Here is a 25,148-nt window from a genome sequence, read left to right as displayed (position 1 = left end):
TTAAATAAAAATTTCAGAAAATAAACTGACTAAAAAAATAAATACTAAAACACTGAGTTTAGGAGTTTTTAGAGGTCGTCCCAAAATCAATAAACTTAGCATTACACTTAGAACTGTAATAAGAATGATTAAACCGCTAACCAGCCCGTATTCTGCATAAAAAAGTGAATAAGAAAGCGTAAAAAAAACGAATGTCGCTACTTTTGCAGCTAATTCATGCTCTCCAATCCAGTTCTCTATAAACATCTTATCTATTTTTATTTTTTTTGATCTGGCATAACGACACCAACATCCTAAAAGGCAAAAAACGAAACCAAAGCTTATCATCTTTATTTAGATTAAATCTATCTAGGCAAATATATAATGCTGAAATTAGGTATCAAAAATTATTTAGATTTAATTTAAATAGAGTTTGCTCGTAATAAAATTCGTTTTACGATTACCTATTCAATAAACAACAATTTTGAGTGAAGATTTTTACATAAAGTATATCGTTCCACATAAAGGGATTATAATAAAACTCTGCAGAGCATATACCGATACCGAATTCGATTTTGAAGATTACTTTCAGGAAGTCTGTCTTCAAATCTGGAAGAGTAGGCATAATTTCAAAGAACAATCTAAATGGTCTACCTGGGTGTACAGAATAACGCTTAACGTTTGTATGACCATGCTGAAAAAACAAAAAAAACATACGGGAGCTAGCGAGATTGTTCAAAACGATCTAAGTATAGAAAGTGAGGCTTTTAATAATGAAGAATTACAACTGCTGTATAACGCGATTCGACAATTGCCTGAAGTAGATAAAGCCATTATCGTTCTTTATCTGGAAGACAATTCGTATAGAGAAATAGCCGATGTAAGCGGAATGAAAACCAGTGCCGTTGGCGCAAGAATCAATAGAATAAAAACAAAACTAAAAACGATTATTTATGGAAAATAGTATCGAAAACGTCTGGAAAAACGGAAATCACGGAAATGTTAAAAATATTGAATTTTATAATAGAGAATCTAAACTTTGGTTTCAGCAAATACTCAAGTATTTAAAGAAGGATAATATGAGTCTAATTCCCGTAGGCTTATTAATCCTAGGAATGTTGCTTCTTTATCAAGAATTTTTGGCAGCTGGTTTAGCTTTTGGCTTTCTATTATTTCTTTTTTTGCTGAATAAAAATACTATTACGAAATTAAAGAATATTAAGCCTTCAGACGATGTTCAGCATTACATGAAAACGAACCAGGTTTTCATCAAAAATCAGAAAAGAAATTACGTTGTTTTTACAGGACTAATAATCCCTCTGTTTATGCTTGTTGAATTATGGCTTGTTTTTAACGATTCTGAAGTTTATTTGAATACGATTGCCAGTATTTCTTTCATTAAAAAGATAATTTTTGCCGTATTTATATATTTGGTGATTGGCGGAATAAGTTTATTCTCATATTTAATCTCTACGGAAGCCATTTATGGTAAACTTTTGAAGAAATTGGATGAAATTGTAAGCGATTTTGAAACCGGAAATAAATAGAAGTACCAAAATCGAAATTGGATAAAAATAAGGCCTATTTTATCCAATTTCGATTTTTTAATTTTGCTCAAATTTTAATGTTCAAAGGCTATCTTCTTATAACATTGTGTGCCCGTTCATATTCTCCTACCTTTGCTTTTCAAACGCAAAAGCCAGTTCTACATGCGCATTCAAAATGCTTACCAAAACAACCTTAAAAATGTATCCTTAAACTTACCTAAAAACCAATTAATTGTGGTAACAGGACTCTCGGGTTCCGGGAAATCGTCCTTGGCTATGGGAGTTATTGGTAACGAAGGCTATCGGTATTTTTTAGAAAGTTTACCGGCTTACAATCAGCAAAATGCCGCAGCAATTCCAACGGCTTTGGTTGATGATATTACCGAATTACCTCCGGTCATCAAAGTAGAACAATCCAAACGCTTTCAGTCCATAAACGCTACGTTTGGTACCTTATCGGAGTTGACGCCTATTTTTCGAATTCTGTTTGCGCGTTATGCTGCGGAAGAAAGCATGAGCAAATCGCTTTTTTCGTTCAATCATCCAAAAGGAGCTTGCGAAACCTGTCGTGGAATTGGTGAAGCTGAGTATATCGATATTGAAAAATTGGTAGGTGATGAAAATAAGACCTTGCGCGAAGGAGCCATTGTTACTACTTTGCCTAACGGTTATATCGTGTATTCCCAGGTAACGGTAGAGGAGTTGAACAAGGTTTGTGAGGCGCACGGATTCAATGTAGATATTCCGTGGAAAGATTTATCTGAAGAACAGCAAAATGTAATTTGGAACGGGAGCGATCGCATACAAGTATACTACGGAAAACATAGTTTGGAATCGCGTTTACGTTGGGAAGGTTTCAAAGCAAAACCTCGTGAAATAGGCTATTACAAAGGAATTTTGCCTATCATGAGCGATATTCTTCGCTTAGATAGAAATCCGAGTATTCTTCGTTTTGCCAGTGCCAAGACTTGTCCTAGTTGTCATGGTGCACGAATCAAGGCAGATCATTTGAAGTATCGTTGGAAAGGACTGAATTTTCAAGAATGGATGGAATTGCCTTTGAATGAATTGTATGAAAAATTACAATCGGAAACCTATGAAGCAGGCGAACAGGTGTTGGTAAACAAGCTTTGTACGCAATTGCAAGATTTGATTCGCTTGGGCATGGATCATTACCGATTGAGTACGCCGAGTATGGAAATTTCAAGCGGTGACGGCCAGCGAATCAAACTCATCAAACAGGTAAACAGTAGTTTGCAAGGCATTTTATACGTTTTTGACGAACCTTCTATTGGTTTGTCGCCCGCCTATCAACAGCATTTGTATAACATTCTAAGACGATTGATCAGTCGTGGAAATACCGTTTTAGTGGTGGAACATGATCTGAATTTAATCAAAAAAGCAGATTGGATTGTTGAATTAGGACCCAAAGCAGGTGTTGAAGGTGGAGAGATCATTTTCAACGGAAATCGAACAGATTTTCTCAAGGCAAAAGATATTGAAAGTCCAACTTTAGAGGCTTTAAATACTCCCGAAACTAAAATCAATTCTGAAAGAAAAGAAGTTTCAGAAACTGGATTTCAACCACTTGAAAAACAGTTAGCGGTGGTGAGTAGAAAAACTGCCACCGTCTTAACTTCAATTGAAAATTATAGTGAAGCAAAAGGATTGCAATTGCTTACAGTGACCGATCAACCCATTGGAAAAACACCCCGAAGTAATCCTGCGACCTATACCGGAATTGCCGATAAGATCAGGGATTTATTGGCCAAAACTGATGAGGCCAAAGCATCAGAATTGAAGAAAAGCGCATTTTCATTTAACAACAAAGCAGGACGTTGCCCTCGTTGCGAAGGTGCGGGTGTCATTACATTATCCATGAGCGTGATGGGCACCATTAATCAAACCTGTCCCGAATGTAATGGCAAGCGTTTTAAGCCGGAAGTTTTGCAGGTTCATTGGAATAACAAGAACATTTCAGACATCTATAATCTGAGTATTGATGAAGCTTCTGAGTTCTTTCAAAACGAAAAGAAATTAGCAGAAGTTTTAGCTTTGTTGCAGCGTTTAGGCGTTGGTTATTTAAAGTTGGGACAACCTTCGAATACGTTAAGTGGAGGCGAAGCACAACGAATTAAACTGACCAAGCATTTCGCAAAACCAACGAAGCAAACCATTCTTTTGTTAGAGGAACCAAGCATTGGATTGCATCAACAAAATGTGACGCAACTGGTAAACGCTTTGCAGCAATTAAAAACAGCCACATCTGGAATTGTATGTTTTGAAAATCATGCCTTGTTTCAAGCAAATTGTGATGTATTTGTAGATAATTCTGAAGTAATTAATACTGAAAACGAATCGATCCCTGAGTCGGTTTTTACAGATGAGATTCAAATTAAAGGCGCACGAACACATGCGTTGAAAGATTTGAATATCAGCTTTCCGAAGCAACAATTATCGGTGGTGACGGGAATTTCAGGATCGGGGAAATCTTCTTTGGTTATCGATACGCTTCATGGGTATGGTTTGCAGGAAATGAGCAAACAATTTTCCAGCTATCAGCAAAATAGAGTAGGTGTTGATTATCAGTTTGAAGTTGATCATATTTCAGGATTAACGCCTAGTATTTGCATCACGCGGAAAGATCATAAATTTTCGCAGCGTTCTGATGTAGCCAAACAAACCGATATTGATAAAAGTTTGCGTTTTGCCTTTTCACGAAAAGCGCAGTTCGAAGGCAAAGAATGGTCGGCTAGTCATTTTTCGAACGTACATGAATTAGGGAAATGTGGCGTTTGTGATGGGATTGGAGAAGCATTGCTTCCGGATGTTTCTAAAATCATTTTAGATCCTAATCTGAGCATTTCAAACGGACTTTTAGAACATAACAAAGCTTTGTATTATTACGGTCAGGCTGGCGGACAATACATGGCAATCTTAAGCGAAATTGGTAAGGAATACGGATTTACGTTGCAGACGCCTTTTAAAGAGTTTACGCAGCAGCAAAAAGATATTTTATTTCACGGAATACCAGAAAAAAGCTGGGAAGCAACTTGGACATTTAAAACTAAATCAAGAGAAGGAACGCAGCAGGTTAATATGGTTTGGAAAGGTTTGTTTACGTATTTAATGGATGAATATTTCATGATTCGAAAAAACAAACACAAAGATCATATGCTTGCTTTGTTGAGTCCGGAAACCTGTAGTCATTGCCAGGGAAGTGGTTTACAACCCGAACGACTAAGCGTCACTTTAGACGGCTTGTCGATGCATAATGTAAAAGCAAAAAGTTTAGGAGCTTTTGAAGATTGGTTGCTCAATTCAGAACCGAAAGAAACTATAGACGCGGAATTGATTTCAAAACTGAATGAACATTTACAAGCGACTTTGCAACGCTCCAAACAATTGCATATTGACCATTTGCATTTGAATCGAAAATCGAAAACCTTGAGCGGAGGCGAGCAGCAACGGGTGTCGCTCATCAAACAATTAAACAGTCCGTTGCAAGGCGTTACCTATTTGTTAGATGAACCATCGGCGGGATTGTCGCAAAACAACATTGCCGATGTGATTGCCTTACTAAAAGCCTTGGTTACCAAAGGAAATACGGTGATTGTGATAGAGCATCATAAAGATATTATGTTGGCAGCAGATCATTTGGTGCAAATTGGGCCGAAAGCAGGAAGTTTAGGTGGCGAAGTTATGTTTGAAGGAAAACCAGAAACCTATTTGAATTCAGTAGTATGTCATCCGTTTGTAAAAACAGCATCTAAAAACATCGAATTTCAGCAAGGAAAGAAAGCAATTCATATTGAAGGAATTTCGAAACATAGTTTACAAAAAGAACAAATTGAAATTCCGGTAGGCGGAATTACCGCAATCACCGGTAAATCGGGAATAGGAAAAACTACGTTGGTGAAAAAGGTGCTGATGCCGAGTTTAGAACAGCAACAACCAATAAATTGTGAAAGTATTGATTTTCCGAAGCAATATGAAGGCGTGCATTATTTTGAACCAAAACAATTAAGAGCCTACAACAGTACTTTGCTGGTCGATTACTTAAATGTTTTGAATGTGATTACCAAAGTGTTTGCCAAGGAAACTGGTGGTAAAGCCAAAGACTTCTCCTATAAAACCAAAGCGAGTCAGTGTCCAAACTGTCAGGGAACAGGTACTGTTTCTACAAGTTTAGATATAGCTGTAAAACATATAGAAACTTGTGATGTTTGTAATGGAAAGCGTTACCGAGATGAAATTTTGGCACAAACTATAAATGATAAAAATATTGCTGATATTTTAGCGATGAATATTTCAGAATTGCAGGAATGGTTAAGTAATTTTTCAGGAACAACAAAAGCCGTTCTGCAATTAGAAGACCTTGTGGAGATTGGTTTATCGCATTTGCGAATAGATCAATATGTAAAATCGCTTTCTTCGGGAGAAAAACAACGATTATTACTAAACAATTGGTTGCAGGCAAAAACTAAAAACCAACTGTTGATCCTAGACGAACCTAGTATCGGTTTGCATTATGCCGATATTGATTTATTGTTAGAAGTCTTGCAGCAGTTAAGCGAAAATAATGATCTTTTAGTGATCGATCACAATCCTTATCTGTTGGCTAAAATAGGAGTAGGGATAGAGCTGAAATAATTCAAGGAAATTTTATCCAATTTGGACAATCTGAAGGTTCAATTCATATAGAATAAACCTTCAGATTGTTGATTTTCAGCTGTTTTTTTTATGAAACCAAAGCAGGTGCCTTTAGTTCTTTATTAGGGATTTTAATTTTAAAAGTAGTTCCTTTGTTAACTTCACTAGTAACCTCGATCGTCCCATTCATGGTTTCGATCTGATTTTTGGTGATAAAAAGACCAATTCCGCGTGCATCTTTATGTTTATGAAAGGTTTTATACATTTTAAATAACTTATCACCGTAAGTCTGCATATCGATTCCTAACCCATTATCTTCAAAAATAACACAGGTGTAATTTTCTTCAATTTCAGCAGTAATTTTAATAAAGCTTTCTCTGTCTGGGGAACTGTATTTTATTCCGTTAGTGATAAAATTAAGGAAAATACTCTCCAGATAAGAACGTACACCTAACATGTAGGTTTCTGGTGCAACGTCTATTAATATTTCAACTTTATTCTCTTTCGCTAAAGGGAAAACACTTTCTACGTTTTTTTTGATCAAAGGAAAAATATCAATTCTTTGAAAATCTTTAGCATCAGATAAATTCACTTCAACGATCTCATTTAGATCCTGAATAGTGGTCTCGAGATTGGATGAAGATTGAATTAAATGTTTAAAAGCCTCTTGTTCATTTAAAACGCTATTTTCCTGCTGAATTAATTGAATTAGCATACCAATAGCTCCAGAATGCGATCTTAGATTATGAGAAACGATATGAGCAAAATTCTTTAATCGCTCATTTTGGTCGTTTTTAATGCGCAATAAACTTTGAATTCTTTCAAGGCGTTCAGCTTTTACAGCTTCATCTTTTTTACGTTCAGAAATATCTTCTATAAAACTCCAGATTTTCTTATTGCCATCGGTGTCTTCAACCAAGATACCTCGTAATAAAACTGGATATCTTTCGCCGTTCTTTTTAATGTACTCTTTTTCGTAAGGACCATATGCACCAGTAGAATTCATCGATTCTATTTGTTGCGCTTCCTGAGGTTCATATTCTTTTGGCGTAACGTCCCAGTAATTCAGTTTTAAAAATTCTTCTCTGGTATAGCCGGTAGGTTCTATTAGTTTCTCATTAACCTCTAAAAATCCACCTGTTGCGAAATCATTTAAGGAAATTCCAATAGGAGAAAGCTCATACAATAATTGCAAAAGCTTTTGACGATAAAGAATCTCAGATTCTTTGTTCTTCTGCTCTGTAATATCTAAGAATATTCCGTAGATATGAGTTGGATCATCACTTTCACTATTAAAATTAAATTGCGCTTTTAAGTTTAACCAGATGTATTTTCCGTTTTTATGCTGAATTCTGTATTGATGACTAAACTGATCTTTAGCATTATAATTTTTGCTGAATTTCTCCTTAAGGTCTAAAGCATCTTGTGGATGAATAAGTTTTTGCCAATCTTCTAGTCTTATACCTGCCTCATGGGAATATCCGGTGATTTTCCACCAAGCATCATTAAAAACGATAGAACGATCGTTAATATCAAATTCAAAAGTACCAATGTTGGTACTATTTGTAATGTACTGAAATCTTTTGTTTAATATTGAAAGCTCTTTATTTGTTTTGGTAAGAATTTCAGACTGTCTTTTTAACTCCAGTAGATTCATTATCTGCTTTGCCAATAAAGCCAATTTCTTCTCCTGTTCCTCACTTAATTCTTTCGGTTCACCATCTATTGCGCAAATGGTGCCCAGTGCTAGTCCTTCTTTATTTATTAATGGATATCCTGAATAAAAAATCACAGGATTTTCACCAGTTACGAATGGATTATCATGAAAACGCTCATCTTTTCTGGCATCGGGAACAACGGTAGCTTTTTTCGTATTATTGATCGTATGAGAGCAAAATGCAAATTCTCTGGGGAATTCTCTTACCTCTAGTTCGATCCCAAATGATGATTGTATATATTGCTTTTCTCGACCAATAAGTGTTATTAACGCACTATCGGTATTACAAATTTCTGCAGCCATTGAACTTAAGAAGTTTAGATCTTCGTTTTCGATAGAATAGCTACTGTACTTTATTGCCTCTTCAGATCGCTCTGAATCGTTGTAGGGAATAGGCGGATTTACCATGATAAACTTTCTTGTAATCTTACTTAGAACGGTAAAGATAAAACTTTAATCGATGATTTTACGGAAAAACCAAGGATATTGCTTTAAAATCGTGCAATCATTCATAGTAGACTTACTTAATTAAATATTTGATATGCTTACAGTTCGTAATCTAATTTTTACTAGTTATGAAAATAGATAATTTGATCTTGAATTTTAAATCTCGTATTATTTTTTACTCTGAACTGGAAATAACTATAATTTCTCAAGCGTTCCATCAGCCATAGCTCTGTAATAGTTCCCGTTTGTGATGAGCAAACCTTCAGAATCAAAATCTGGCCAGTTTTTGTGATAATCGCTGCTATGTTTTACATCGATCCCGTACACCTTGCCGTCAAAAAACTTTTTAACCCTTAAATGTAATGTGTGTCCCACAACTATAGCATTTGCCTTGAATTTCTTCAAAGGTTTTTCAACTTCTTCCTGACTTAGATCTTCTTTAAAATAACCACGATACCAGCAAATACCGGTTTTGGACGAAATTAAAAGCTCTTTTTTATCCTCATCAACTTTTGGGTAAGGCGCTTCATAATAGGTTTTCCGCATAAAATCATTGATCTGCGGAATGCTCATATTCAAATCGGTGATTTCAGGATGTAGACCACCGTGCACGAAAAGCGTTCCATTGATAGATTCAATTATATTTTTACTAGACAACCATCTGCCTAAGACTGCATCCTTACTATAAAGCTCAGACTGTGTTTTACCAAGCATTGAGGCAACAAACGTATATTTTAAAGAAGCCGTCTGATGGTCGCCGTACATATTCTTCAATTCGTGGTTGCCCAATATAAAGTGTACGATTCCGCCTTGCTTTTTGGCTTCTTGTTCTAATTTGAAAATCAACCAGAGCACTTGCGTTGTTGAAAATCCACGATCTACAAAATCTCCCAAGAGGACAAGATGATTTTCACCGAAAGTCCAATTCAGGTTTTTATCGATCACTTTATTCTTGATGAGAAAATCTTGGAAGGTTTTAAATCCGCTTTCAATATCAGAAATCGCTAAGATCTTCTTGTCATCCTTATAAACACTTCGTGGAGTCTCAAATCTTGTTGGTATCGTAAAATTGAATTTCGTCTGATCTAAAGGAAAATAAACTTCCGCAGGAATAGGTTGGTTTACAGAAAAGTCCTTTTCATCTATCGCAAAACCATCGTCCTTGTTTCCTCTAATGTACTTTACTGTAACCAAACTATCATTCTTATAAAATGCATACGGACCTTCACCATCAAAATTGAGACTTGTGGAATCGTGACCGTAACTTACCTGAGCGCCTTCAGAAATCCCGACAGGTATTAAAATTAAGAGTAGCACCAAAATGGTAAGACCCAAATGCTTCAAGTAGCGTAAAATTTTTGTTTTCATTGTGTTTTTAATTCGTTGAACAAAAGCTTACCGCAAATGTGTTCTTCCGATTCTTTTTGCTGAAAAATTTGTGTTCAGAATGCTCATTTTCAGTCTGAATAATGGATTGCGTTATCCAAATTGAGTTTGTCACGTTTAAAAGCAATCTTATAATCCCTTGAAGCCTATTCATCACAAGTTTGCCCAGGCTTTACAAAATCTGAGTATTTTGCGGTATGATTTCTACGTTTTCATACAATCGATGGGGGATTCTTAAATTCCTGATTGGGTTATCGATCCTGATACCCCTGAGTATCGTCACTTACCAAATTCTATTTCTCGGGAAAAACTCGGTAGTTTTTCTTGAAGGCTATCCTACAGCATTCAGTATTGGTGTTTTGTGCTATTATGGCCTTATCCTTTTGTGGGCTGTAATTTGGCTTGTTATTCAGTTGAAAGAACTCATAATTCTTAAAAATGAAAAGAAAGTCAACGAGCTTTTGCATTTACAAAATCAGGTGAATCCGCACTTCTTTTTCAATATGCTGAATAACCTCTACGGAATGGTTGGTAAGGATACAGACAAGGTAAAAGGACTTATTCTGAAATTATCAGAATTGATGCGCTATAGCATTTATGAAGGTGAAAAGCATCGGGTAAAATTGACTGAAGAACTAACCTACTTAGAAAATTTTATAGCACTCAATCAAATGCGGTATCATAAAAAAGTAGATATCCAATTTGATGTTGAGGTTAAGAATGAAAACCTGAAAGTAATACCGTTGCTGTTTATCATTCTTGTTGAAAATGCGTTTAAACACGGCGTGGAAAAATTGCGAGAAGATGCTTTTGTGCATATTAATCTGAAAGCTTCAGACAATATCATCGATTTTGAAATTAGCAACAATTTTGACGCAACTGAGCTTGAAGAAAACCACGGAATTGGACTTCAGAATTTAAAACGTAGATTAGAATTAGCCTATCCGCAAAGACATAAATTCAGTAGCTCTAAAGAAGACGCTATTTTTAAAGCCAAACTTCAATTAAAGCAATGACCAACTATTTAATCATTGACGATGAGCAAATGGCTCACGAAATCATAAAAGAGTATTGCGATCTCATTCCAGATTTAAAGCTTGCAAAACATTGCTATGACGCGCTGGAAGCTTTGGAATATCTGAGAAGTAATCAGGTTGATCTTATATTCTTAGATCTAAATATGCCGAAACTTAAAGGCTTTGATTTCTTGAGAAGTTTATCTAAAAAACCTAAGATCATTGTGACTACGGCTTACAAAGAATATGCTTTAGAAGGATACGAACTGGAGATTTCAGACTATCTTTTAAAACCCTTCAGTTTTGAGCGATTTCTGAAGGCGGTCAATAAAGCATTGGAAATAGACGCAAAGCATTCATCAAGGAGTTCTACTCAAAATAAACCGCAAAAAGAAACCATTTTTGTGTATGCTGATAAGAAGCATATTCAAATAACACTCGATGAAATTGTTTACATCGAAGCCGCCGGAAATTACGCTAAAATCATCTTTGAAAATGATCAACTATTGGTTAGATCCAAATTTTCCTACTTAATGGAAAAATTACCTCAAACTGATTTTATACGCATTCATAAATCCTTTATCGTCTCCAAAAAGCACATCAAGATCATTGAAGGAAACAGGATCAAAGTACTTGAAAACTATCTCCCAATTGGTAATTATTATAAAGCTCAGGTTAATAAACTTTTGAAAGAATAATTTAACTCAAAACTCGTTTTAATTCAAAAATTAATTGGAGTGGTAGGAGATTTTTTTGAATATTATGGTACTGTGTTCCATACATAGGCCTCATTTTGTTTAAAAAATAAAAGCCTTATAATTGGATAATTATAAGGCTTATGTCGGGGTGGCAGGATTCGAACCTGCGACCTCCTGCTCCCAAAGCAGGCGCGATGACCGGGCTACGCTACACCCCGAGTTATTTATTGATCGCGACTTGGACGCGATTTGCGGAGAGACCGGGATTCGAACCCGGGCATCCCGAAGGATGACAGCTTAGCAGGCTGCTGCATTACCACTCTGCCACCTCTCCTAGTAATTTTAAAAAGAACGTCGCAATCATTTTTGCGGTTGCAAACTTACTTTAAACTTACGAAGCCTGCAAACCTTTTTTAGCTTTTTTCCTCAATAATTTCGAGGCTTGAATGCATTTCCAGTTTAATCTGTTTCTAGTCAACTATTTAAAATAAATAAAAAATTTAATAATTTTATAGATTTATAAATTTAGCGACAGATCCAACAATACGTTTGTGTTTTTTTACGAATGGATTCTCCTTATTCCATACATAGCCCGCTAAAACCGCACAAATTTGTTTCTTAAATTCTGGGTTTGGTGATCTATGAAAGAAAATATCCTGCAAATCACCATTATACCAATCTTTTACGTAACTCGAAAACACGGCAATACCTTCATTCATATAATCCTCATATTCTGCTTGCCAATCTACATTTGCGCCATTTAATTCTTTTAAGGCTAATTTCGCTGCTTTTAAACCCGACTCTGTTGCAAAACTAACACCAGATGAAAACACGGGATCTAAAAACTCGGCGCTATTTCCTGTTAAAGCAAAATTCTTTCCGTAGAGAGATTTTACGCTTTTCGCGATATGTTTTATTTTCTTCGGAATAAATTCTGGCTCATAATCATCAAATCTGCCATTATAATAATTCAGTTTCGAGATCATTTGATTAAAAGCAACCTTAGGATCCTCATCAAATTGATCAAACCATGCTGTTGGCGCCACAAAACCTAAACTTGTTTTTCCGTTAGAAAAAGGAATATACCAAAACCAAACTTCGGTTTCTAAAACCTCAAAAGTGATCAATTCACCTTCTTTGCCATCCGGTCGATTTGTTTCTTTGATATGAGTAAAAATAGATGAATGCGACTCTAGTTTAGATGGTTTCTCTAAATCTAATAATCTAGGTAAAAGACGGCCAAAACCACTGCTGTCGATCACAAATTTGGCTTCAATTTCAGTTTGTTCTCCGTTTTTATGCTGAATAGTAATAACAGGATTTTCTTTAGTGAAATCTGCCGCGATCACTTCGGTTTCAAAAGCAATATCTACACCACGTGAAGCTATTTCTTCAGCTAAAATATTGTCAAAATCAGCTCTGGGAACCTGCCAGGTCCAATCCCAACCTTCACCGAATTTCTGACTAAAATCGAATTCTCCTACCAGCTCATTTTTGATAAAACGAGCACCAAATTTTCGCTGAAATCCATGCTTATCTATAGTTTCCAATAAACCGGCTTCCGCAAAATTATCCATGCAACGCGGAATCAAACTTTCACCAATACTAAAACGTGGAAATCGCTGTTTTTCGACCACTTTTAGTTGCACATTATGTTGCTGAAGATAACCAGCAGAAACCATTCCCGATGGCCCGGCGCCAATAATTAAAATATCGGTAAATTCTCTTTTCATGCGTTCAATGAAATTTTCGAATTTCTAAAAATCGTTCTCAATAATCTGATTTTGAGTTTAAAACTGTAAATCACTATTTGTGAACATTCGTCTAAGCGCTCATTAAATCTCGATTATCGAGTAAATATACTACATTTGCGGCTGAACCGATTGCGGTTTCGCCTAACCAAATCATTATGCTTAGCATCAAAGCTCCATTAAAAATAAGTGATTTCAAAGAGGTTTTATTTGAAAACCAAAATCTTGAAATTTCCGATGAAATTCTTCAAAAAGCAGATAGATCATTTCAATTTCTACAGGAATTTGTGAAAGATAAGGTGATTTATGGTGTAAATACGGGTTTTGGGCCTATGGCACAATACCGAATTAAAGACGAAGATCGTTTGCAACTGCAATATAATCTTATTCGCAGTCATGCTTCTGGAACTGGGAAACCTATCGATCTTTTATACGTAAAAGCTTCAATGTTAGCACGTTTAAATACGCTTTCTTTGGGATATTCCGGAGTAAATATTTCGGTTTTAGAAACGATGCAGCAATTGATCAATCATGATATTACACCACTTATTTTTGAACACGGTGGAGTAGGAGCTTCTGGCGATTTGGTGCAGCTAGCGCATTTAGCCCTAGTCTTGATTGGTGAAGGAGAGGTTTTTTATAAAGGCGAGCGAAAATCTACAAAATCGGTTTTAAAGGAATTGAATATCAAACCTATCGAAATTAAATTGCGAGAAGGTTTGGCGTTGATCAACGGAACTTCAGTAATGACGGGGATTGGGATCGTAAATTTGATTCATGCTCGGCGATTATTGGAATGGTCGGTTTGTTGTTCTTCAATGTTGAACGAACTGGTTTCAGCTTATTCCGATCATTTTTCTTCGGAATTGAATGCATCGAAATTGCATGAAAGTCAGCATAGCATCGCTAAAATGATGCGAGATCATTTGAAGGATAGCCAACGTATTAAAAACAGGCAGGATCATTTATATCGAGATTCGTCAAATTCTGAATCAATTTTTTCAGAGAAAGTTCAGGAATATTATAGTTTGCGCTGCATTCCGCAGATTTTAGGTCCGGTGTTGGATACGATAAATTCCGCAGAAAAGATTTTGATGGACGAAGTAAATTCGGCTAACGACAATCCAATTGTTTCCGTAGAAAAGCAAATGGTTTATCACGGCGGAAATTTTCACGGCGATTTTATTTCGCTTGAAATGGATAAATTAAAACTCGTGATCACGCGATTATCGATGTTGGCCGAGCGGCAATTAAATTATATTCTGAATAGCAAACTGAACGAAATTTTCCCGCCTTTTGTGAATTTAGGTAAATTGGGGCTCAATTTTGGATTGCAGGGCGCGCAGTTTACGGCGGTTTCAACCACTGCTGAAAATCAAACGCTGTCAAATAGCATGTATGTGCATAGCATCCCGAATAATAATGATAATCAGGATATTGTGAGTATGGGAACCAATTCAGCAAACATTACTAAAACGGTGATCGATAATGCGTACCAGGTGCTTGCGGTAGAAATGATGGCGATTATCCAGGGAATAAAATATATTGACGATCTGGATAGTTTTAGCGAAAAAACGAAGGCTGTTTTTAAACAATTTCAGCATAAAATTGAATTGGAAGATCAGCACGATTTTCCATTATATGCAACAATAGAAGATTTTACAAAGTCTTTAAAAGAAAACGAAATCTATAAATGAAATACGCTTTAGTAACAGGAGGTTCACGCGGAATAGGAAAAGCCATCGCTATAAAATTAGCGGCAGATTTGGGTTATCATATTTTATTGAATTATCATTCTAATACTGAAGCTGCGGAAGCAACTGCTAAAATTATTAAAGAAAGCGATGTTACCTGCGATTTGTTGAAATTTGATATTGCTGATGCTGAAGCAACCAAAAATTCCCTCGAAAACTGGCAAAAATCGAATCCTGAAGCTGTTGTTGAAGTGATCGTGAATAATGCAGGAATCACTAAAGACGGTTTATTTATGTGGATGGGAGAAGAGGATTGGCATTCGGTGATCAATACATCTTTAAACGGATTTTATAATGTGACGCAGCAATTTGTAAAAAGTATGTTGCAAAAAAGATATGGCAGAATCATTAATATAGTCTCTTTATCTGGTGTAAAAGGAAATCCCGGACAGGTAAATTATTCGGCGGCTAAAGGAGCGGTAATTTCAGCAACAAAAGCTTTAGCGCAGGAAATCGGGAAACGAAAAGTTACCGTAAATGCTGTGGCTCCCGGATTTATAACTTCAGATATGACGGCCGATTTTGATGAAAAAGAGCTAAAAAAAATGATTCCGTTACAGCGATTTGGAGATGCTGAAGAAGTTGCCGATCTGGTTAGTTTCCTGGCCTCAAAAAAAGCGTCCTACATCACGGGAGAGGTGATTAATATCAACGGCGGTTTATATTCTTAAAGCATGGCAGGCTGGAGTGGAAAATCACGCGGAACGCTGTTAACGATTCGGATATACGTATTTATTATTCGAAGCTTCGGTTTATATCCGGCTTATTTTCTACTGATCTTTATTGCGCTGTATTTCTTCATTTTTGCGCCAACTTCTTCGCGAAGTATGTACTATTATTTCCGCAGAAGATTAAACTATTCTGGTTTTAGTGCTTTTATAAATGTCTACAAAACTTACTTTAAATACGGCAAAGTTCAGTTAGATCGCGTAGTGATCACAGCCGGAATGAAAGATCGATATACTTTTGAATTTGATGGTATAAAACATATCGAAAATCTTCGAAAATTAAATAAAGGCGGAATTCTACTTACCGCGCATATTGGTAACTTTAATCTCGCAAAACATTTTTTTGACGAAAAGCATACCAGCGCTGTAATTAATTTGGTGATTAGTGATTTTGAACACGAGAACATCAAAAATTACATGGAATCGGTTACGGGCCAATCGGCTGTTAAAATAATAGTGCTACAAAAAGACCTTTCTCATATTTTTAAAATGAATCAGGCACTAAAGAATAATGAATTACTGGTTTTTGCGGCAGATCGTTATTTAGAAGAAGCTAAAACTTGGAATGCTGATTTTCTGGGCGCTAAGGCAAAATTTCCGCAAGGGCCGTTTAAACTGGCGATAAGAAATGATATTCCTGTCTTGTTTGTTCATATAATGCGAGAGAAAAATTTCCATTATCATTTCTATGCAAGGCCTTATATTCCTGAAAAAAATACTCCCAAAGAAGTTTTAAAAGCGTATCTTGAAAATCTTGAAAAGATGGTCAAAAAATATCCGCATCAGTGGTATAATTTTTACGACTATTGGAACGATTTCAGCTAAACAATTTTTATGGCAGAAAAATTACTTGAAGCTCCAATTTTAGATCCACAGGAGATCATAAAACTAATTCCGCAGAAACCGCCATTTGTAATGGTCGATAAACTGCACGATTACACTAAACTTACCGGAATTACAGGATTTTTGGTGCCGGCCGATAATATTTTGGTAGAAAACGGTATCTTTTCTGAACCTGGTCTTATTGAACACATGGCGCAAAGTATGTCGCTTCATCGTGGTTATCAGGGTTATATTGGCGGATTAGACAAACCGAAAACAGGCTTTATTGGCGCTATTAAATCGGTTGAAATTTTTAGGTTACCAAAGGTAGGTGAGCAGCTTACCACGCATGTTGAAATCTTACATGAAGTAATGAAAGTGACTTTGGTTACGGCAAGAACTTTAGATGAAAACGAGCAGGTGATAGCAACTTCAGAAATGAAAACCGTAACAGTAGATTAAGCCATAATTTAGCTTTAATTGAATCTTTTGAAGCAAAATTCTTTTCAGCATCGTCTTTTCTGATGCGATTATTTTTCAAAAATGAATAATAAGTTAAGCATACATACCAAACTGAAAGTGCGTTTTAGCGAGTGTGATTCCTTGCAAATTGTATGGCATGGTAATTATCTGCAGTATTTTGAGGAAGGTCGTGAAGATTTTGGTATGCAAAACGCTATTTCTTATTTAGATGCCAAATCAAACGGTTTTGCTACGCCTATTGTAAAATCTTCTTGCGAGCATAAACTGCCTTTAAAATATGGTGACGAATTTACGGTCGAAACGAAATTTGTTCCAACAGACGCGGCAAAGATCATTTATAATTATAGAATTTTTAAAGACAATAAATTGATCTGTACCGGTGAAACGGTGCAGGTTTTTACAGATAAAAATGGAGAATTAGTGCTTAATAATCCTTCATTTTTTCTAGATTGGAAAAAGAAAATAGGGCTTATTTAATGAAGAAGCTTTACTTACATGACGATTGCATAATTTCTCCGCTTGGATTTACTACTTCAAAAAATCTTGAAAATCTACGAAGCGGAACTACCGGTTTACAGAAACTTAATAAAAATGATTTTTTAGATACTCCAATTTGTGCGGGAATAGTTAATTCAGAAATACTGACTGAAACTTTTGCTGAAATCGGGAATCCGCAAGATTTTACAAAGCTCGAGCAAATGATGTTGCTGGCGGTTCAGGGAGTTTTAGATAAAAATCCGGAGTTAGATTTAGATAAAACCGGACTCATAATTTCAACAACTAAAGGCAATGTTCATCTTTTAGATGATTTGGCCGACTTTAAAAAAGAGCGCCTATTTTTATCGAATTTGGGCAATATCGTTAAAGATTTTTTTGGCTTTAAACTGAAGCCAATTGTAGTTTCTAACGCTTGTATTTCGGGTGGATTGGCATTGGCCGTTGCTAAGAAAATGATCAATGCCGGGAAATTTTCAGAAGCCATCGTAGTTGGTGGCGATATGTTATCGAAATTCGTTGTTTCCGGCTTTAATTCTTTTCAGGCACTTAGTGAAAATGATTGCAAGCCTTTTTCAAAAGATCGAACCGGGATTAATCTTGGCGAAGCTGCAGCAGCAATCCTGGTGAGCGATCTTCCGAAGAAAAATTCGGTTAACATAAGCTTGGTAGGCGATGCTTCAGCAAACGACGCAAATCATATTTCGGGACCATCACGAACGGGTGAAGGTTTGTATAAAAGCATTCAGAATTCGCTAAAAGAAGCTCAGATTTCTTCCGAAGCAATTAAAGCAATTTCCACGCACGGCACAGCTACACTTTACAATGATGAGATGGAAGCGATTGCAATTTCCAGAAGTGAATTGGGTGAAATTCCGCTTCATAGCGTAAAAGGATATTACGGTCATACATTGGGTGCTTCGGCATTGATCGAAGCAATTTTATGCAAACACATGATGCTGAACCGTGAAATATATCCGAGCCTAAATTTCACTGAAAATGGAGTTTCCGCGAAAATAAATGTGGTTACAGCATATCAAAAATCGATAAATCTGGACTATGTTTTAAAAACAGCTTCGGGTTTTGGTGGCTGTAATTTGGCGATGATTTTTAAAAAGGAAGGAGAAAATGGCTAATCTTGGTGTAGAGCATTGGGTGCGTATCAAAAATGAAAGAATCATTTTAGATGGCGAAGTGATATTTTCTTCGGAAGTTGATATTGCTCGATTTCTAAAGGCTTCTTTTAAGTTCTTGAATATTAAATATCCCAAATTCCATAAAATGGACAGGCTTTCTAAATTGGGATTCATCGCTTCAGAAATTGTGCTGAAAAACAACAATATCGATGAGGAAACGGCTTTGGTTTTCAGTAATAATAGTTCAAGTTTAGATAGCGATCAAAATTATCAGGAATCGGTTAAGGATTTTCCTTCGCCGTCGCTTTTTGTTTACACCTTACCAAATATTGTTTTGGGTGAGATTAGCATTCGGCATCAATTAAAAAGTGAAAATGTCTTTTTTATTGAAGATGAGTTTAATGCAAATTTATTGATCGATTATTCTAAGCAGTTAATCGAATCTAAAAAAGCAAATAAAGTGCTTTGTGCCTGGTTAAACTTGCACAATGATGAATATGATGTATTTTTGTGGCTAAGTTCAGAATCTCATAAAAAAGAAGCTTCTGAAGAACAAATACGCAAAATATACGATGCCGATTATGACTGATTTGCATACCGAGTTAAAAGCCAGTATTATAGAGCAGCTAAACCTTGAGGATATGGAGGTGAGCGATATTGAAAATGATGAACCGCTTTTTGGAGACGGTCTTGGTCTTGACTCAATCGATGCCTTAGAGCTTATCGTTTTACTGGAGAAAGATTACGGTATCAAACTTACCGATCCTAAAAAAGGCCGTGAGATTTTTGAAAGTATCAATAAAATGGCAGATTTTATTGAAGCGAACCGTACTAAGTAATCTAAAACTTATTTATGAGTAGGAGCGTAGCTGTAACCGGAATGGGTATTTTTTCTGCCATAGGAAAAGATCTTGAAGAAAATCACAGCTCGCTTATTCATGGAAAACACGGACTTTCGACTCCTGAAATTTTAGAAACGACTCATCAAAAATTACCTATTGGCGAGATAAAAGCTACAAATATAGATCTTGCTAAAAACTTGAATTTAGATGAAAGTCACGCATTCACGCGTGCGGCGCTATTGGGAACTATAGCTTTAAAAGAAGCTGTTAAAAACGCTAAAATCAAGGATTTTACGAATATTGGCTTTGTGAATGGGACTAGTGTTGGCGGGATGGATATGACCGAACGTTTTTATCGTGAATACGAAAACGATGCAACCAATCGAAGATTTATTCAGGCGCAGCACCCGGGTTTTACGACCGAGCAAATTGCAAGTTATTTTGGGATCAATAATTATGTAACGACGATTAGCACGGCATGTTCGTCTGCTGCCAACGCAATTATGATGGGCGCCAGGTTAATCAAATCTGGTCGATTGGATCGCGTGATCGTTGGCGGTACAGATTGTCTTTCTCGTTTTACGCTGAATGGTTTTAATTCTTTAATGATCTATTCTGAAGATTTTCCGAAACCTTTTGATGCTGAAAGAAAAGGATTAAATCTTGGCGAAGCTGCGGCATATTTAGTTTTAGAATCGGCTGAATTAGCTGAAAATAAAGAGGTTTTAGGTTATGTTTCGGGTTACGGAAATGCGAACGATGCATTCCATCAAACCGCTTCTTCAGAAAATGGCGAAGGTGCTTATCTGGCGATGCAAAAAGCTTTAAAAACTGCAAGATTCAATCCGCATCAAATCGATTATATCAACGCACACGGCACGGCAACACAGAATAACGACCTTTCTGAAAGTAGAGCTTTAATTCGCACTTTTAAAGAAATGCCGGCCTTGAGCAGTACAAAATCTTTTACCGGGCATACGCTTGCAGCGGCTGGTGGTATCGAAGCGGTGTTTAGTTTACTGGCGATAAAACATCAGCAAATTTATCCCAATCTTAATTTTAATTCGGTAATAAACGAGACAAAATTAGAACCTGTAACCGAGTTGAAATCGGCTAAAATCGATCATGTGTTATCAAATTCTTTTGGTTTCGGCGGAAATTGTACCTCTTTAATATTCAGCAAAAATGGATAGAAAAATGTACATCAATGGGATGGCTAGCATAGCTGCACAAACTGAGGAAGATCTGTTTGCGGGAAATTTGAAGTCTTTTCAGCAAAATATATTTCCGGCAACTATTGTAAATTATAAAGAGTATATCAAACCCATGATGCTTCGCCGAATGTCGAAGGCTATAAAAATGGGATTGGTGGCAGCCAAGCAAGCTTTAAATGAGGCTGGGGTAGAAGTGCCCGATAGTATTATCGTGGGAACTGGTGAAGGTTGTAAGCAGGATACCGAGAAGTTTCTGGAGAATATTCTCGATGAAAATGAAAGCTTTTTAACGCCAACGGCTTTTATCCAGAGTACCCATAATACGGTGGGAGGGCAAATTGCACTCGATCTAAAATGCACCGGTTATAATATGACGTATACGCAAAATAGCGTTTCGTTCGAGTCGGCTTTGATCGATGCTAAGCTTCAATTTGCTGAAGATCCAGATACGCGATGTGTTTTGGTTGGTGGTGTAGATGAACTGGCGAAAACAAGTACGCCTTTTTACAATCTGGACGGGCAATTGAAAGCCGGAGAAATAAATACTGCTGAAATTCTACAATCTGAGTCTGGCGGAACGATAACTTCAGAAGGTGCTGCATTCTTTTTACTTTCAGAAATTAGAACTCAGGATTCATTTGCTGAAATTTCAGATTGTATGATTTACCGGGAAATTTCAGAAGAAAAACTTGAGGAAGAAATCAGCTGGTTTTTAAAGAAAAACGATCTAAAACCTGAAGATCTGGATGCCGTGATTTTAGGAAATAATGGTGATAAAAGATTTGATCATTATTATCATCAACTTCAGGATACGATATTTAAAAATACACTTCAGTTAGGCTATAAGAACTGGGTTGGCGATTATAATACGGTAACGGCTTATTCTTGTTGGCTTGGGGCTGAAATCTTGAAAAGGAATGAAATTCCGCAGCAATTAAAATTAAATAATTTGGAGGTAAAACAACCAAAATCTATTTTAATTTATAATCAGTATCTTGGGAAAAATCACAGTTTAACCTTGCTTCGAAGTCTTTGAAATTCCGCATTCTAATTTTCTTTATCTGGATCTTTTTAATCGCTTTTGCGATGTATTGCGGCATAAACGGCTTAGCACTTTGGCCTGTGGCGATATTAGCGATCTTGTATCCTATTTTTTTGATAACAATTTCAACTAATATAAGGTGGAATGTGTTTGTAAAAGGATTTCATCATCAAAAGGATCATCCCAAAAAGGAAGTCTGCTTAACTTTTGATGATGGCCCAACAGAGATTACTCCAAAGATCTTGAATCTATTAGATAAATATGATGCAAAAGCCTGCTTTTTCTGTATTGGAACTCAAATGGAAAAGCATCCAGAAGTTGTTAGGCAAATTATCGAAAATGGGCATATTATTGGGAATCATACCTATTCTCATACTCGTAAAATGGGCTTTCTTTCTTCAAAAAGTCTTGCGAGAGAAATTGATGCCTGTGATATTATAGCGAACGATATTAGTGGTTTAAAACTGTATTTCTTTAGGCCTCCGTTCGGGATTATTAATCCAAAAACAAAACGTGCTTTACAAAATACTGGACATCACGTGATTGGTTGGAATCTGAGAACTTACGACGCGATTTTAAATGATGAAACTAAGATTCTTAACCGGGTAAAACGAAAATTGAAGCCGGGAGATGTAATTTTACTTCATGATAACAAAGAGCAAACCGCTCGTATATTGGAACAATTATTGATGCATCTACAAGCGAATGAATATCAGGCAATACGGCCAGACCAATTATTTAGAATCCATGCGTATATTTAGTTTTATCCTGTTTTTCTGGAGCTTAGGAATGTTTGCTCAGCAGAATAATTTTACCAGTGTAAGTTTAAAATCTTCAGCATCACAACTTACAGAGAAGATGGAATCGGCCAAAAGTCTGTATGGTGAGTTCGAGCAAACCAAAGTCATTAAAATGTTGGATGTCGAGACAACTTCTAATGGTAGGATTTATTATCAATCTCCAGATGTTATTAAATGGGAATATACTATGCCATATCCATATTCTTTACTTTTCAAAAACAATTTTATTTATATCGATGACGACGGCCAAAAAAGCAAACAGGATATGACTTCTAATAAACTTTTTGCGAAACTTGGTGATCTAATTACCGGCAGTCTTAATGGAAAAATTCTAAAAGATGATGCGAATTTTGATGTAGAGTATCTAAAGAAAAATGATCATATAGAAGCTGTAATTACCCCAAAAGATAAGAGCATGGCCGATATGTTTGAAAAAGTGATCATGCGTTTTTCTGAAGACAAAATGCTACAATCTGTAAAGCTTCAGGAATCTGGAGAGGATTATACGCTTATTAGTTTTAAGAACTGGAAAATGAATACACCTATTAAAGCTTCTGTTTTTCAACCTTAATTTTTATACTGAAACTTACTTAGCTTCACTTTCTTTCTTTGCGCGATTAGCTTCGATTTCAGATAGACTTAATCCCTTTTCTTTAGAAAATAAATCTGTTTTGGGACTTCCAATAATCTGTGAAGAATACACACCAGAATGTCCAGAAAATAAGTATGCCGTAGAACAGGCAATTGCAATAAAAACACCAGATTCTATCCCAAAAAGTTCGATTCCCATAATGGTACAGGCAATTGGTGTATTGGTCGCACCGGCAAATACCGCTACAAATCCCATCCCGGCCAAAAGGTCCATTGGCAACGGAATAAACCAAATTAACGCATTGCCTAAAGTTGCTCCTATATAAAATAGTGGCGTTACTTCACCACCTTTAAATCCGGCTCCTAGTGTAAATGAAGTAAATAAGATCTTTACCAGGAAATCATAAGAATTTAGATCGATATTAAATGCGTCAACAATGGTAGGAACTCCCAGTCCTATATATTTTGTGGTGCCAATGCAATATACCGCAATGGCGATCACCACTCCGCCAATAACTGGTCGAAACGGAGGATAGTTAATTTTATTTTTAAAAAGGCTACTCCAAAAATGAGTCGATTTAGAAAACAACATCGCTGCAAGACCAAAAAGAATTCCGGCTAAAAGAGACCAAAGTAGATTAATCGGAGTCATTTCGACGATAGATTCGATATGATAATGCGTATGCGCGATTCCCCAGATCTCACAGAAGTAATTAGCAAAAACAGCTGCCATAAAACTTGGGATAATGGCATCTAAGCGAATACGGCCTAAAACCAGTACCTCTAAGGCAAAAATACCACCGGCTAAAGGAGTTCCAAAAACTGAAGCAAATCCTGCACTTATACCAGCAATTAATACAATTTTTCGATCTCTATTCGATAATTTAAGAATACCCGTAAAACGATCTGCGACTGCACCACCAATTTGTACAGCAGTACCTTCACGACCAGCAGATCCACCAAAAAAATGTGTTACAACGGTACCAAAAAGTACTAAAGGTGCCATTCTAAAAGGAATGATCTTTTTGGGAGAATGAAATTCCTCTAATAAAAGATTATTTCCTTTAACGACACTATTACCATATAAATGATAAGAAAGACCAACTATAAAACCTCCAACCGGAAGCAAAGCAATGATCCAAAGATGAGATTCTCGCCAATCTGTAGCCCAATTTAAACTCCACAGAAAAAATGCAGAAATACTACCTGCTACGGCACCTAACACCAAGCAGATCAATATCCATTTCCCTAAATAAATTACAGAGGGTAAGAATTGAAATGAGAAAAGAAAGTTTTTGATTTTTGTTTTATCCATTTGCCTTAAATTAATGATACTACACTGGCATAAGCCATTAAAGGTAGATGTCATTAGCTCCAGGTGGAACGGTTTAAGGCAGACCTCATTGCCGTATTTCTTCAACAAAGATAGCTAAAATGGAAAAAGTGGCAATTTTTTCATCATTTATATAAAGTCTTATAGTAAAATACCTTTAGGCAAGCCCATAAGGTATTTGTTGATATTAAATATTTAATTTCGAGGCAAACCTATAGATATCATAGCTTTTGGCGGTGCCAATGAAACATTGAATATTAGATAAAAAACTATGATATTCATCTTATTTATGTATTTTGCCTTTTCAAATCCCCTTTATGCTGCTTAAAGATTTTTATACGGTCTTAGAATCTTCAGAACAGGAAGATACGTTTACCACCAAAATTTCTATAGAGAAAACACATCCTTTATATGAAGGACATTTTCCTGACAGACCGGTAACTCCGGGAGTTATTTTAATGCAATTATTTAAGGAAGAGGCAGAGCGTAGAACAGGTAAAAGCTTGGCGCTGAAAAATGCCAGTAATGTAAAATTTATGGCCGTTGTAGATCCTAATACTTGTGATCATCTGGTTTTAGAGTCTAAAATTAGCGTGGAAGATGATTTAATAAAAGTACGTGGTGTGGCAAGACAAAATGAAGCTTTAGCTTTAAAATTCAGCGCTTTATATAAAGTTGTTTAAAATTCGATTTTCTTATTTACACATTCTTATG

23 protein-coding genes, 2 tRNA genes and 1 riboswitch are annotated in these 25,148 nt (G+C 36.1%); of the genes, 18 read left to right on the top strand and 7 right to left on the bottom strand.

Features of this window, described 5'->3' with window-relative positions; all coding sequences use genetic code 11:
- Positions 1-246, bottom strand: a complete 246-nt coding sequence (locus BM201_RS07160) for a hypothetical protein (protein ID WP_139219155.1) — start codon at positions 244-246, stop codon at positions 1-3.
- Between the two features lie 217 nt (positions 247-463).
- Here BM201_RS07160 and BM201_RS07155 point away from each other — a divergent pair, with 217 nt between their 5' ends.
- From BM201_RS07155 to BM201_RS07145, 3 genes are all read left to right on the top strand, one after another.
- Positions 464-943 (top strand): RNA polymerase sigma factor, encoded by a 480-nt coding sequence (locus BM201_RS07155; protein WP_092541054.1) that lies wholly within the window; start codon positions 464-466, stop codon positions 941-943.
- Positions 933-1,526, top strand: a complete 594-nt coding sequence (locus BM201_RS07150; protein ID WP_092541052.1) for a hypothetical protein — start codon at positions 933-935, stop codon at positions 1,524-1,526. Before BM201_RS07155 ends, BM201_RS07150 begins: the two co-directional genes overlap by 11 nt.
- Before the next feature lie 162 nt (positions 1,527-1,688).
- Positions 1,689-6,179, top strand: coding sequence for an ATP-binding cassette domain-containing protein (locus BM201_RS07145; RefSeq protein WP_092541050.1), 4,491 nt, complete (start codon positions 1,689-1,691; stop codon positions 6,177-6,179).
- 88 nt (positions 6,180-6,267) lie between these two features.
- On the opposite strand, the gene BM201_RS07140 is transcribed toward BM201_RS07145, so the two are convergent.
- Both BM201_RS07140 and BM201_RS07135 read right to left on the bottom strand, forming a co-directional pair.
- Complete coding sequence (locus BM201_RS07140) at positions 6,268-8,304, bottom strand: sensor histidine kinase (protein WP_092541048.1); 2,037 nt, start codon at positions 8,302-8,304, stop codon at positions 6,268-6,270.
- Between the two features lie 234 nt (positions 8,305-8,538).
- Complete coding sequence (locus BM201_RS07135; protein ID WP_092541046.1) at positions 8,539-9,711, bottom strand: metallophosphoesterase; 1,173 nt, start codon at positions 9,709-9,711, stop codon at positions 8,539-8,541.
- 215 nt (positions 9,712-9,926) lie between these two features.
- Here BM201_RS07135 and BM201_RS07130 point away from each other — a divergent pair, with 215 nt between their 5' ends.
- Positions 9,927-10,745, top strand: coding sequence for a sensor histidine kinase (locus BM201_RS07130; protein ID WP_092541044.1), 819 nt, complete (start codon positions 9,927-9,929; stop codon positions 10,743-10,745).
- Complete coding sequence (locus BM201_RS07125; protein WP_092541042.1) at positions 10,742-11,443, top strand: LytR/AlgR family response regulator transcription factor; 702 nt, start codon at positions 10,742-10,744, stop codon at positions 11,441-11,443. The genes BM201_RS07130 and BM201_RS07125 overlap by 4 nt, the downstream gene beginning before the upstream one ends.
- Before the next feature lie 143 nt (positions 11,444-11,586).
- On the opposite strand, the gene BM201_RS07120 is transcribed toward BM201_RS07125, so the two are convergent.
- From BM201_RS07120 to BM201_RS07110, 3 genes are all read right to left on the bottom strand, one after another.
- Positions 11,587-11,661: transfer RNA gene (locus BM201_RS07120), tRNA-Pro, on the bottom strand.
- A gap of 34 nt (positions 11,662-11,695) precedes the next feature.
- Positions 11,696-11,777 (bottom strand) — tRNA-Ser (locus tag BM201_RS07115).
- A 175-nt stretch (positions 11,778-11,952) separates the two neighbouring features.
- Positions 11,953-13,176: an NAD(P)/FAD-dependent oxidoreductase gene (locus BM201_RS07110; protein WP_092541040.1), complete on the bottom strand. Its 1,224-nt coding sequence runs from the start codon at positions 13,174-13,176 to the stop codon at positions 11,953-11,955.
- Between the two features lie 176 nt (positions 13,177-13,352).
- On the opposite strand from BM201_RS07110, the gene BM201_RS07105 reads away from it, so the two are divergent.
- The 12 genes from BM201_RS07105 to BM201_RS07050 all read left to right on the top strand — a co-directional run bounded on the left by BM201_RS07105 (position 13,353) and on the right by BM201_RS07050 (position 23,081).
- Positions 13,353-14,891, top strand: a complete 1,539-nt coding sequence (locus tag BM201_RS07105) for a flexirubin biosynthesis tyrosine ammonia-lyase FlxA (RefSeq protein WP_092541038.1) — start codon at positions 13,353-13,355, stop codon at positions 14,889-14,891.
- Positions 14,888-15,619 (top strand): flexirubin biosynthesis SDR family reductase FlxB, encoded by a 732-nt coding sequence (gene fabG / locus BM201_RS07100; protein ID WP_092541036.1) that lies wholly within the window; start codon positions 14,888-14,890, stop codon positions 15,617-15,619. Before BM201_RS07105 ends, fabG begins: the two co-directional genes overlap by 4 nt.
- Before the next feature lie 3 nt (positions 15,620-15,622).
- Positions 15,623-16,501 (top strand): LpxL/LpxP family acyltransferase, encoded by an 879-nt coding sequence (locus BM201_RS07095; protein ID WP_092541034.1) that lies wholly within the window; start codon positions 15,623-15,625, stop codon positions 16,499-16,501.
- A gap of 9 nt (positions 16,502-16,510) precedes the next feature.
- On the top strand, positions 16,511-16,960 hold the full coding sequence (locus tag BM201_RS07090) for a hotdog family protein (RefSeq protein WP_092541032.1): 450 nt from the start codon (positions 16,511-16,513) through the stop codon (positions 16,958-16,960).
- Positions 16,961-17,041: 81 nt separating this feature from the next.
- Positions 17,042-17,458 carry an acyl-CoA thioesterase gene (locus BM201_RS07085; protein WP_092541030.1) on the top strand — a complete coding sequence of 139 codons (417 nt, stop codon included), beginning with the start codon at positions 17,042-17,044 and terminating at the stop codon, positions 17,456-17,458.
- Entirely contained in the window at positions 17,458-18,612 is a 1,155-nt protein-coding gene (locus BM201_RS07080; RefSeq protein ID WP_092541540.1) for a beta-ketoacyl-[acyl-carrier-protein] synthase family protein, read from the top strand. The genes BM201_RS07085 and BM201_RS07080 overlap by 1 nt, the downstream gene beginning before the upstream one ends.
- A complete protein-coding gene (locus BM201_RS07075) occupies positions 18,605-19,201 on the top strand; it encodes a 3-oxoacyl-ACP synthase (RefSeq protein WP_092541028.1) in 597 nt (198 codons plus the stop codon). Before BM201_RS07080 ends, BM201_RS07075 begins: the two co-directional genes overlap by 8 nt.
- Positions 19,194-19,451 (top strand): phosphopantetheine-binding protein, encoded by a 258-nt coding sequence (locus BM201_RS07070; protein WP_013072188.1) that lies wholly within the window; start codon positions 19,194-19,196, stop codon positions 19,449-19,451. Before BM201_RS07075 ends, BM201_RS07070 begins: the two co-directional genes overlap by 8 nt.
- A 14-nt stretch (positions 19,452-19,465) precedes the next feature.
- A complete protein-coding gene (locus tag BM201_RS07065; protein ID WP_092541026.1) occupies positions 19,466-20,647 on the top strand; it encodes a beta-ketoacyl-[acyl-carrier-protein] synthase family protein in 1,182 nt (393 codons plus the stop codon).
- On the top strand, positions 20,640-21,704 hold the full coding sequence (locus BM201_RS07060) for a beta-ketoacyl synthase chain length factor (protein ID WP_245758598.1): 1,065 nt from the start codon (positions 20,640-20,642) through the stop codon (positions 21,702-21,704). Before BM201_RS07065 ends, BM201_RS07060 begins: the two co-directional genes overlap by 8 nt.
- Positions 21,701-22,471, top strand: a complete 771-nt coding sequence (locus tag BM201_RS07055) for a polysaccharide deacetylase family protein (protein WP_245758597.1) — start codon at positions 21,701-21,703, stop codon at positions 22,469-22,471. The genes BM201_RS07060 and BM201_RS07055 overlap by 4 nt, the downstream gene beginning before the upstream one ends.
- Positions 22,458-23,081, top strand: coding sequence for a flexirubin biosynthesis/transport protein LolA2 (locus BM201_RS07050; protein WP_175486997.1), 624 nt, complete (start codon positions 22,458-22,460; stop codon positions 23,079-23,081). The genes BM201_RS07055 and BM201_RS07050 overlap by 14 nt, the downstream gene beginning before the upstream one ends.
- A gap of 15 nt (positions 23,082-23,096) precedes the next feature.
- On the opposite strand, the gene BM201_RS07045 is transcribed toward BM201_RS07050, so the two are convergent.
- On the bottom strand, positions 23,097-24,416 hold the full coding sequence (locus BM201_RS07045; protein ID WP_092541020.1) for a voltage-gated chloride channel family protein: 1,320 nt from the start codon (positions 24,414-24,416) through the stop codon (positions 23,097-23,099).
- Between the two features lie 37 nt (positions 24,417-24,453).
- Positions 24,454-24,518: riboswitch (Fluoride riboswitch) on the bottom strand.
- Between the two features lie 233 nt (positions 24,519-24,751).
- On the opposite strand from BM201_RS07045, the gene BM201_RS07040 reads away from it, so the two are divergent.
- Entirely contained in the window at positions 24,752-25,117 is a 366-nt protein-coding gene (locus tag BM201_RS07040; protein ID WP_092541018.1) for an ApeI family dehydratase, read from the top strand.
- Positions 25,118-25,148: the final 31 nt, after the last annotated feature.

Source organism: Zunongwangia mangrovi, assembly GCF_900112105.1.
In the GTDB taxonomy this organism is placed as follows: Bacteria; Bacteroidota; Bacteroidia; order Flavobacteriales; family Flavobacteriaceae; genus Zunongwangia; species Zunongwangia mangrovi.
The sequence above is the reverse complement of the archived record's forward strand: the minus strand, read 5'-3'. Positions and strand labels throughout refer to the sequence as shown.

What these genes read in the sequence shown, in the direction of transcription:
- BM201_RS07150 (WP_092541052.1), top strand. Translation starts at nt 933, where the DNA reads ATGGAAAATAGTATCGAAAACGTCTGGAAAAACGGAAATCACGGAAAT.
- BM201_RS07090 (WP_092541032.1), top strand. Translation starts at nt 16,511, where the DNA reads ATGGCAGAAAAATTACTTGAAGCTCCAATTTTAGATCCACAGGAGATC.
- BM201_RS07125 (WP_092541042.1), top strand. Translation starts at nt 10,742, where the DNA reads ATGACCAACTATTTAATCATTGACGATGAGCAAATGGCTCACGAAATC.
- BM201_RS07085 (WP_092541030.1), top strand. Translation starts at nt 17,042, where the DNA reads ATGAATAATAAGTTAAGCATACATACCAAACTGAAAGTGCGTTTTAGC.
- BM201_RS07075 (WP_092541028.1), top strand. Translation starts at nt 18,605, where the DNA reads ATGGCTAATCTTGGTGTAGAGCATTGGGTGCGTATCAAAAATGAAAGA.
- BM201_RS07105 (WP_092541038.1), top strand. Translation starts at nt 13,353, where the DNA reads ATGCTTAGCATCAAAGCTCCATTAAAAATAAGTGATTTCAAAGAGGTT.
- BM201_RS07140 (WP_092541048.1), bottom strand. Translation starts at nt 8,304, where the DNA reads ATGGTAAATCCGCCTATTCCCTACAACGATTCAGAGCGATCTGAAGAG.
- BM201_RS07040 (WP_092541018.1), top strand. Translation starts at nt 24,752, where the DNA reads ATGCTGCTTAAAGATTTTTATACGGTCTTAGAATCTTCAGAACAGGAA.
- BM201_RS07070 (WP_013072188.1), top strand. Translation starts at nt 19,194, where the DNA reads ATGACTGATTTGCATACCGAGTTAAAAGCCAGTATTATAGAGCAGCTA.
- BM201_RS07045 (WP_092541020.1), bottom strand. Translation starts at nt 24,416, where the DNA reads ATGGATAAAACAAAAATCAAAAACTTTCTTTTCTCATTTCAATTCTTA.
- BM201_RS07130 (WP_092541044.1), top strand. Translation starts at nt 9,927, where the DNA reads ATGATTTCTACGTTTTCATACAATCGATGGGGGATTCTTAAATTCCTG.
- fabG (WP_092541036.1), top strand. Translation starts at nt 14,888, where the DNA reads ATGAAATACGCTTTAGTAACAGGAGGTTCACGCGGAATAGGAAAAGCC.
- BM201_RS07065 (WP_092541026.1), top strand. Translation starts at nt 19,466, where the DNA reads ATGAGTAGGAGCGTAGCTGTAACCGGAATGGGTATTTTTTCTGCCATA.
- BM201_RS07060 (WP_245758598.1), top strand. Translation starts at nt 20,640, where the DNA reads ATGGATAGAAAAATGTACATCAATGGGATGGCTAGCATAGCTGCACAA.
- BM201_RS07135 (WP_092541046.1), bottom strand. Translation starts at nt 9,711, where the DNA reads ATGAAAACAAAAATTTTACGCTACTTGAAGCATTTGGGTCTTACCATT.
- BM201_RS07110 (WP_092541040.1), bottom strand. Translation starts at nt 13,176, where the DNA reads ATGAAAAGAGAATTTACCGATATTTTAATTATTGGCGCCGGGCCATCG.
- BM201_RS07095 (WP_092541034.1), top strand. Translation starts at nt 15,623, where the DNA reads ATGGCAGGCTGGAGTGGAAAATCACGCGGAACGCTGTTAACGATTCGG.
- BM201_RS07160 (WP_139219155.1), bottom strand. Translation starts at nt 246, where the DNA reads ATGTTTATAGAGAACTGGATTGGAGAGCATGAATTAGCTGCAAAAGTA.
- BM201_RS07080 (WP_092541540.1), top strand. Translation starts at nt 17,458, where the DNA reads ATGAAGAAGCTTTACTTACATGACGATTGCATAATTTCTCCGCTTGGA.
- BM201_RS07145 (WP_092541050.1), top strand. Translation starts at nt 1,689, where the DNA reads ATGCGCATTCAAAATGCTTACCAAAACAACCTTAAAAATGTATCCTTA.
- BM201_RS07050 (WP_175486997.1), top strand. Translation starts at nt 22,458, where the DNA reads ATGCGTATATTTAGTTTTATCCTGTTTTTCTGGAGCTTAGGAATGTTT.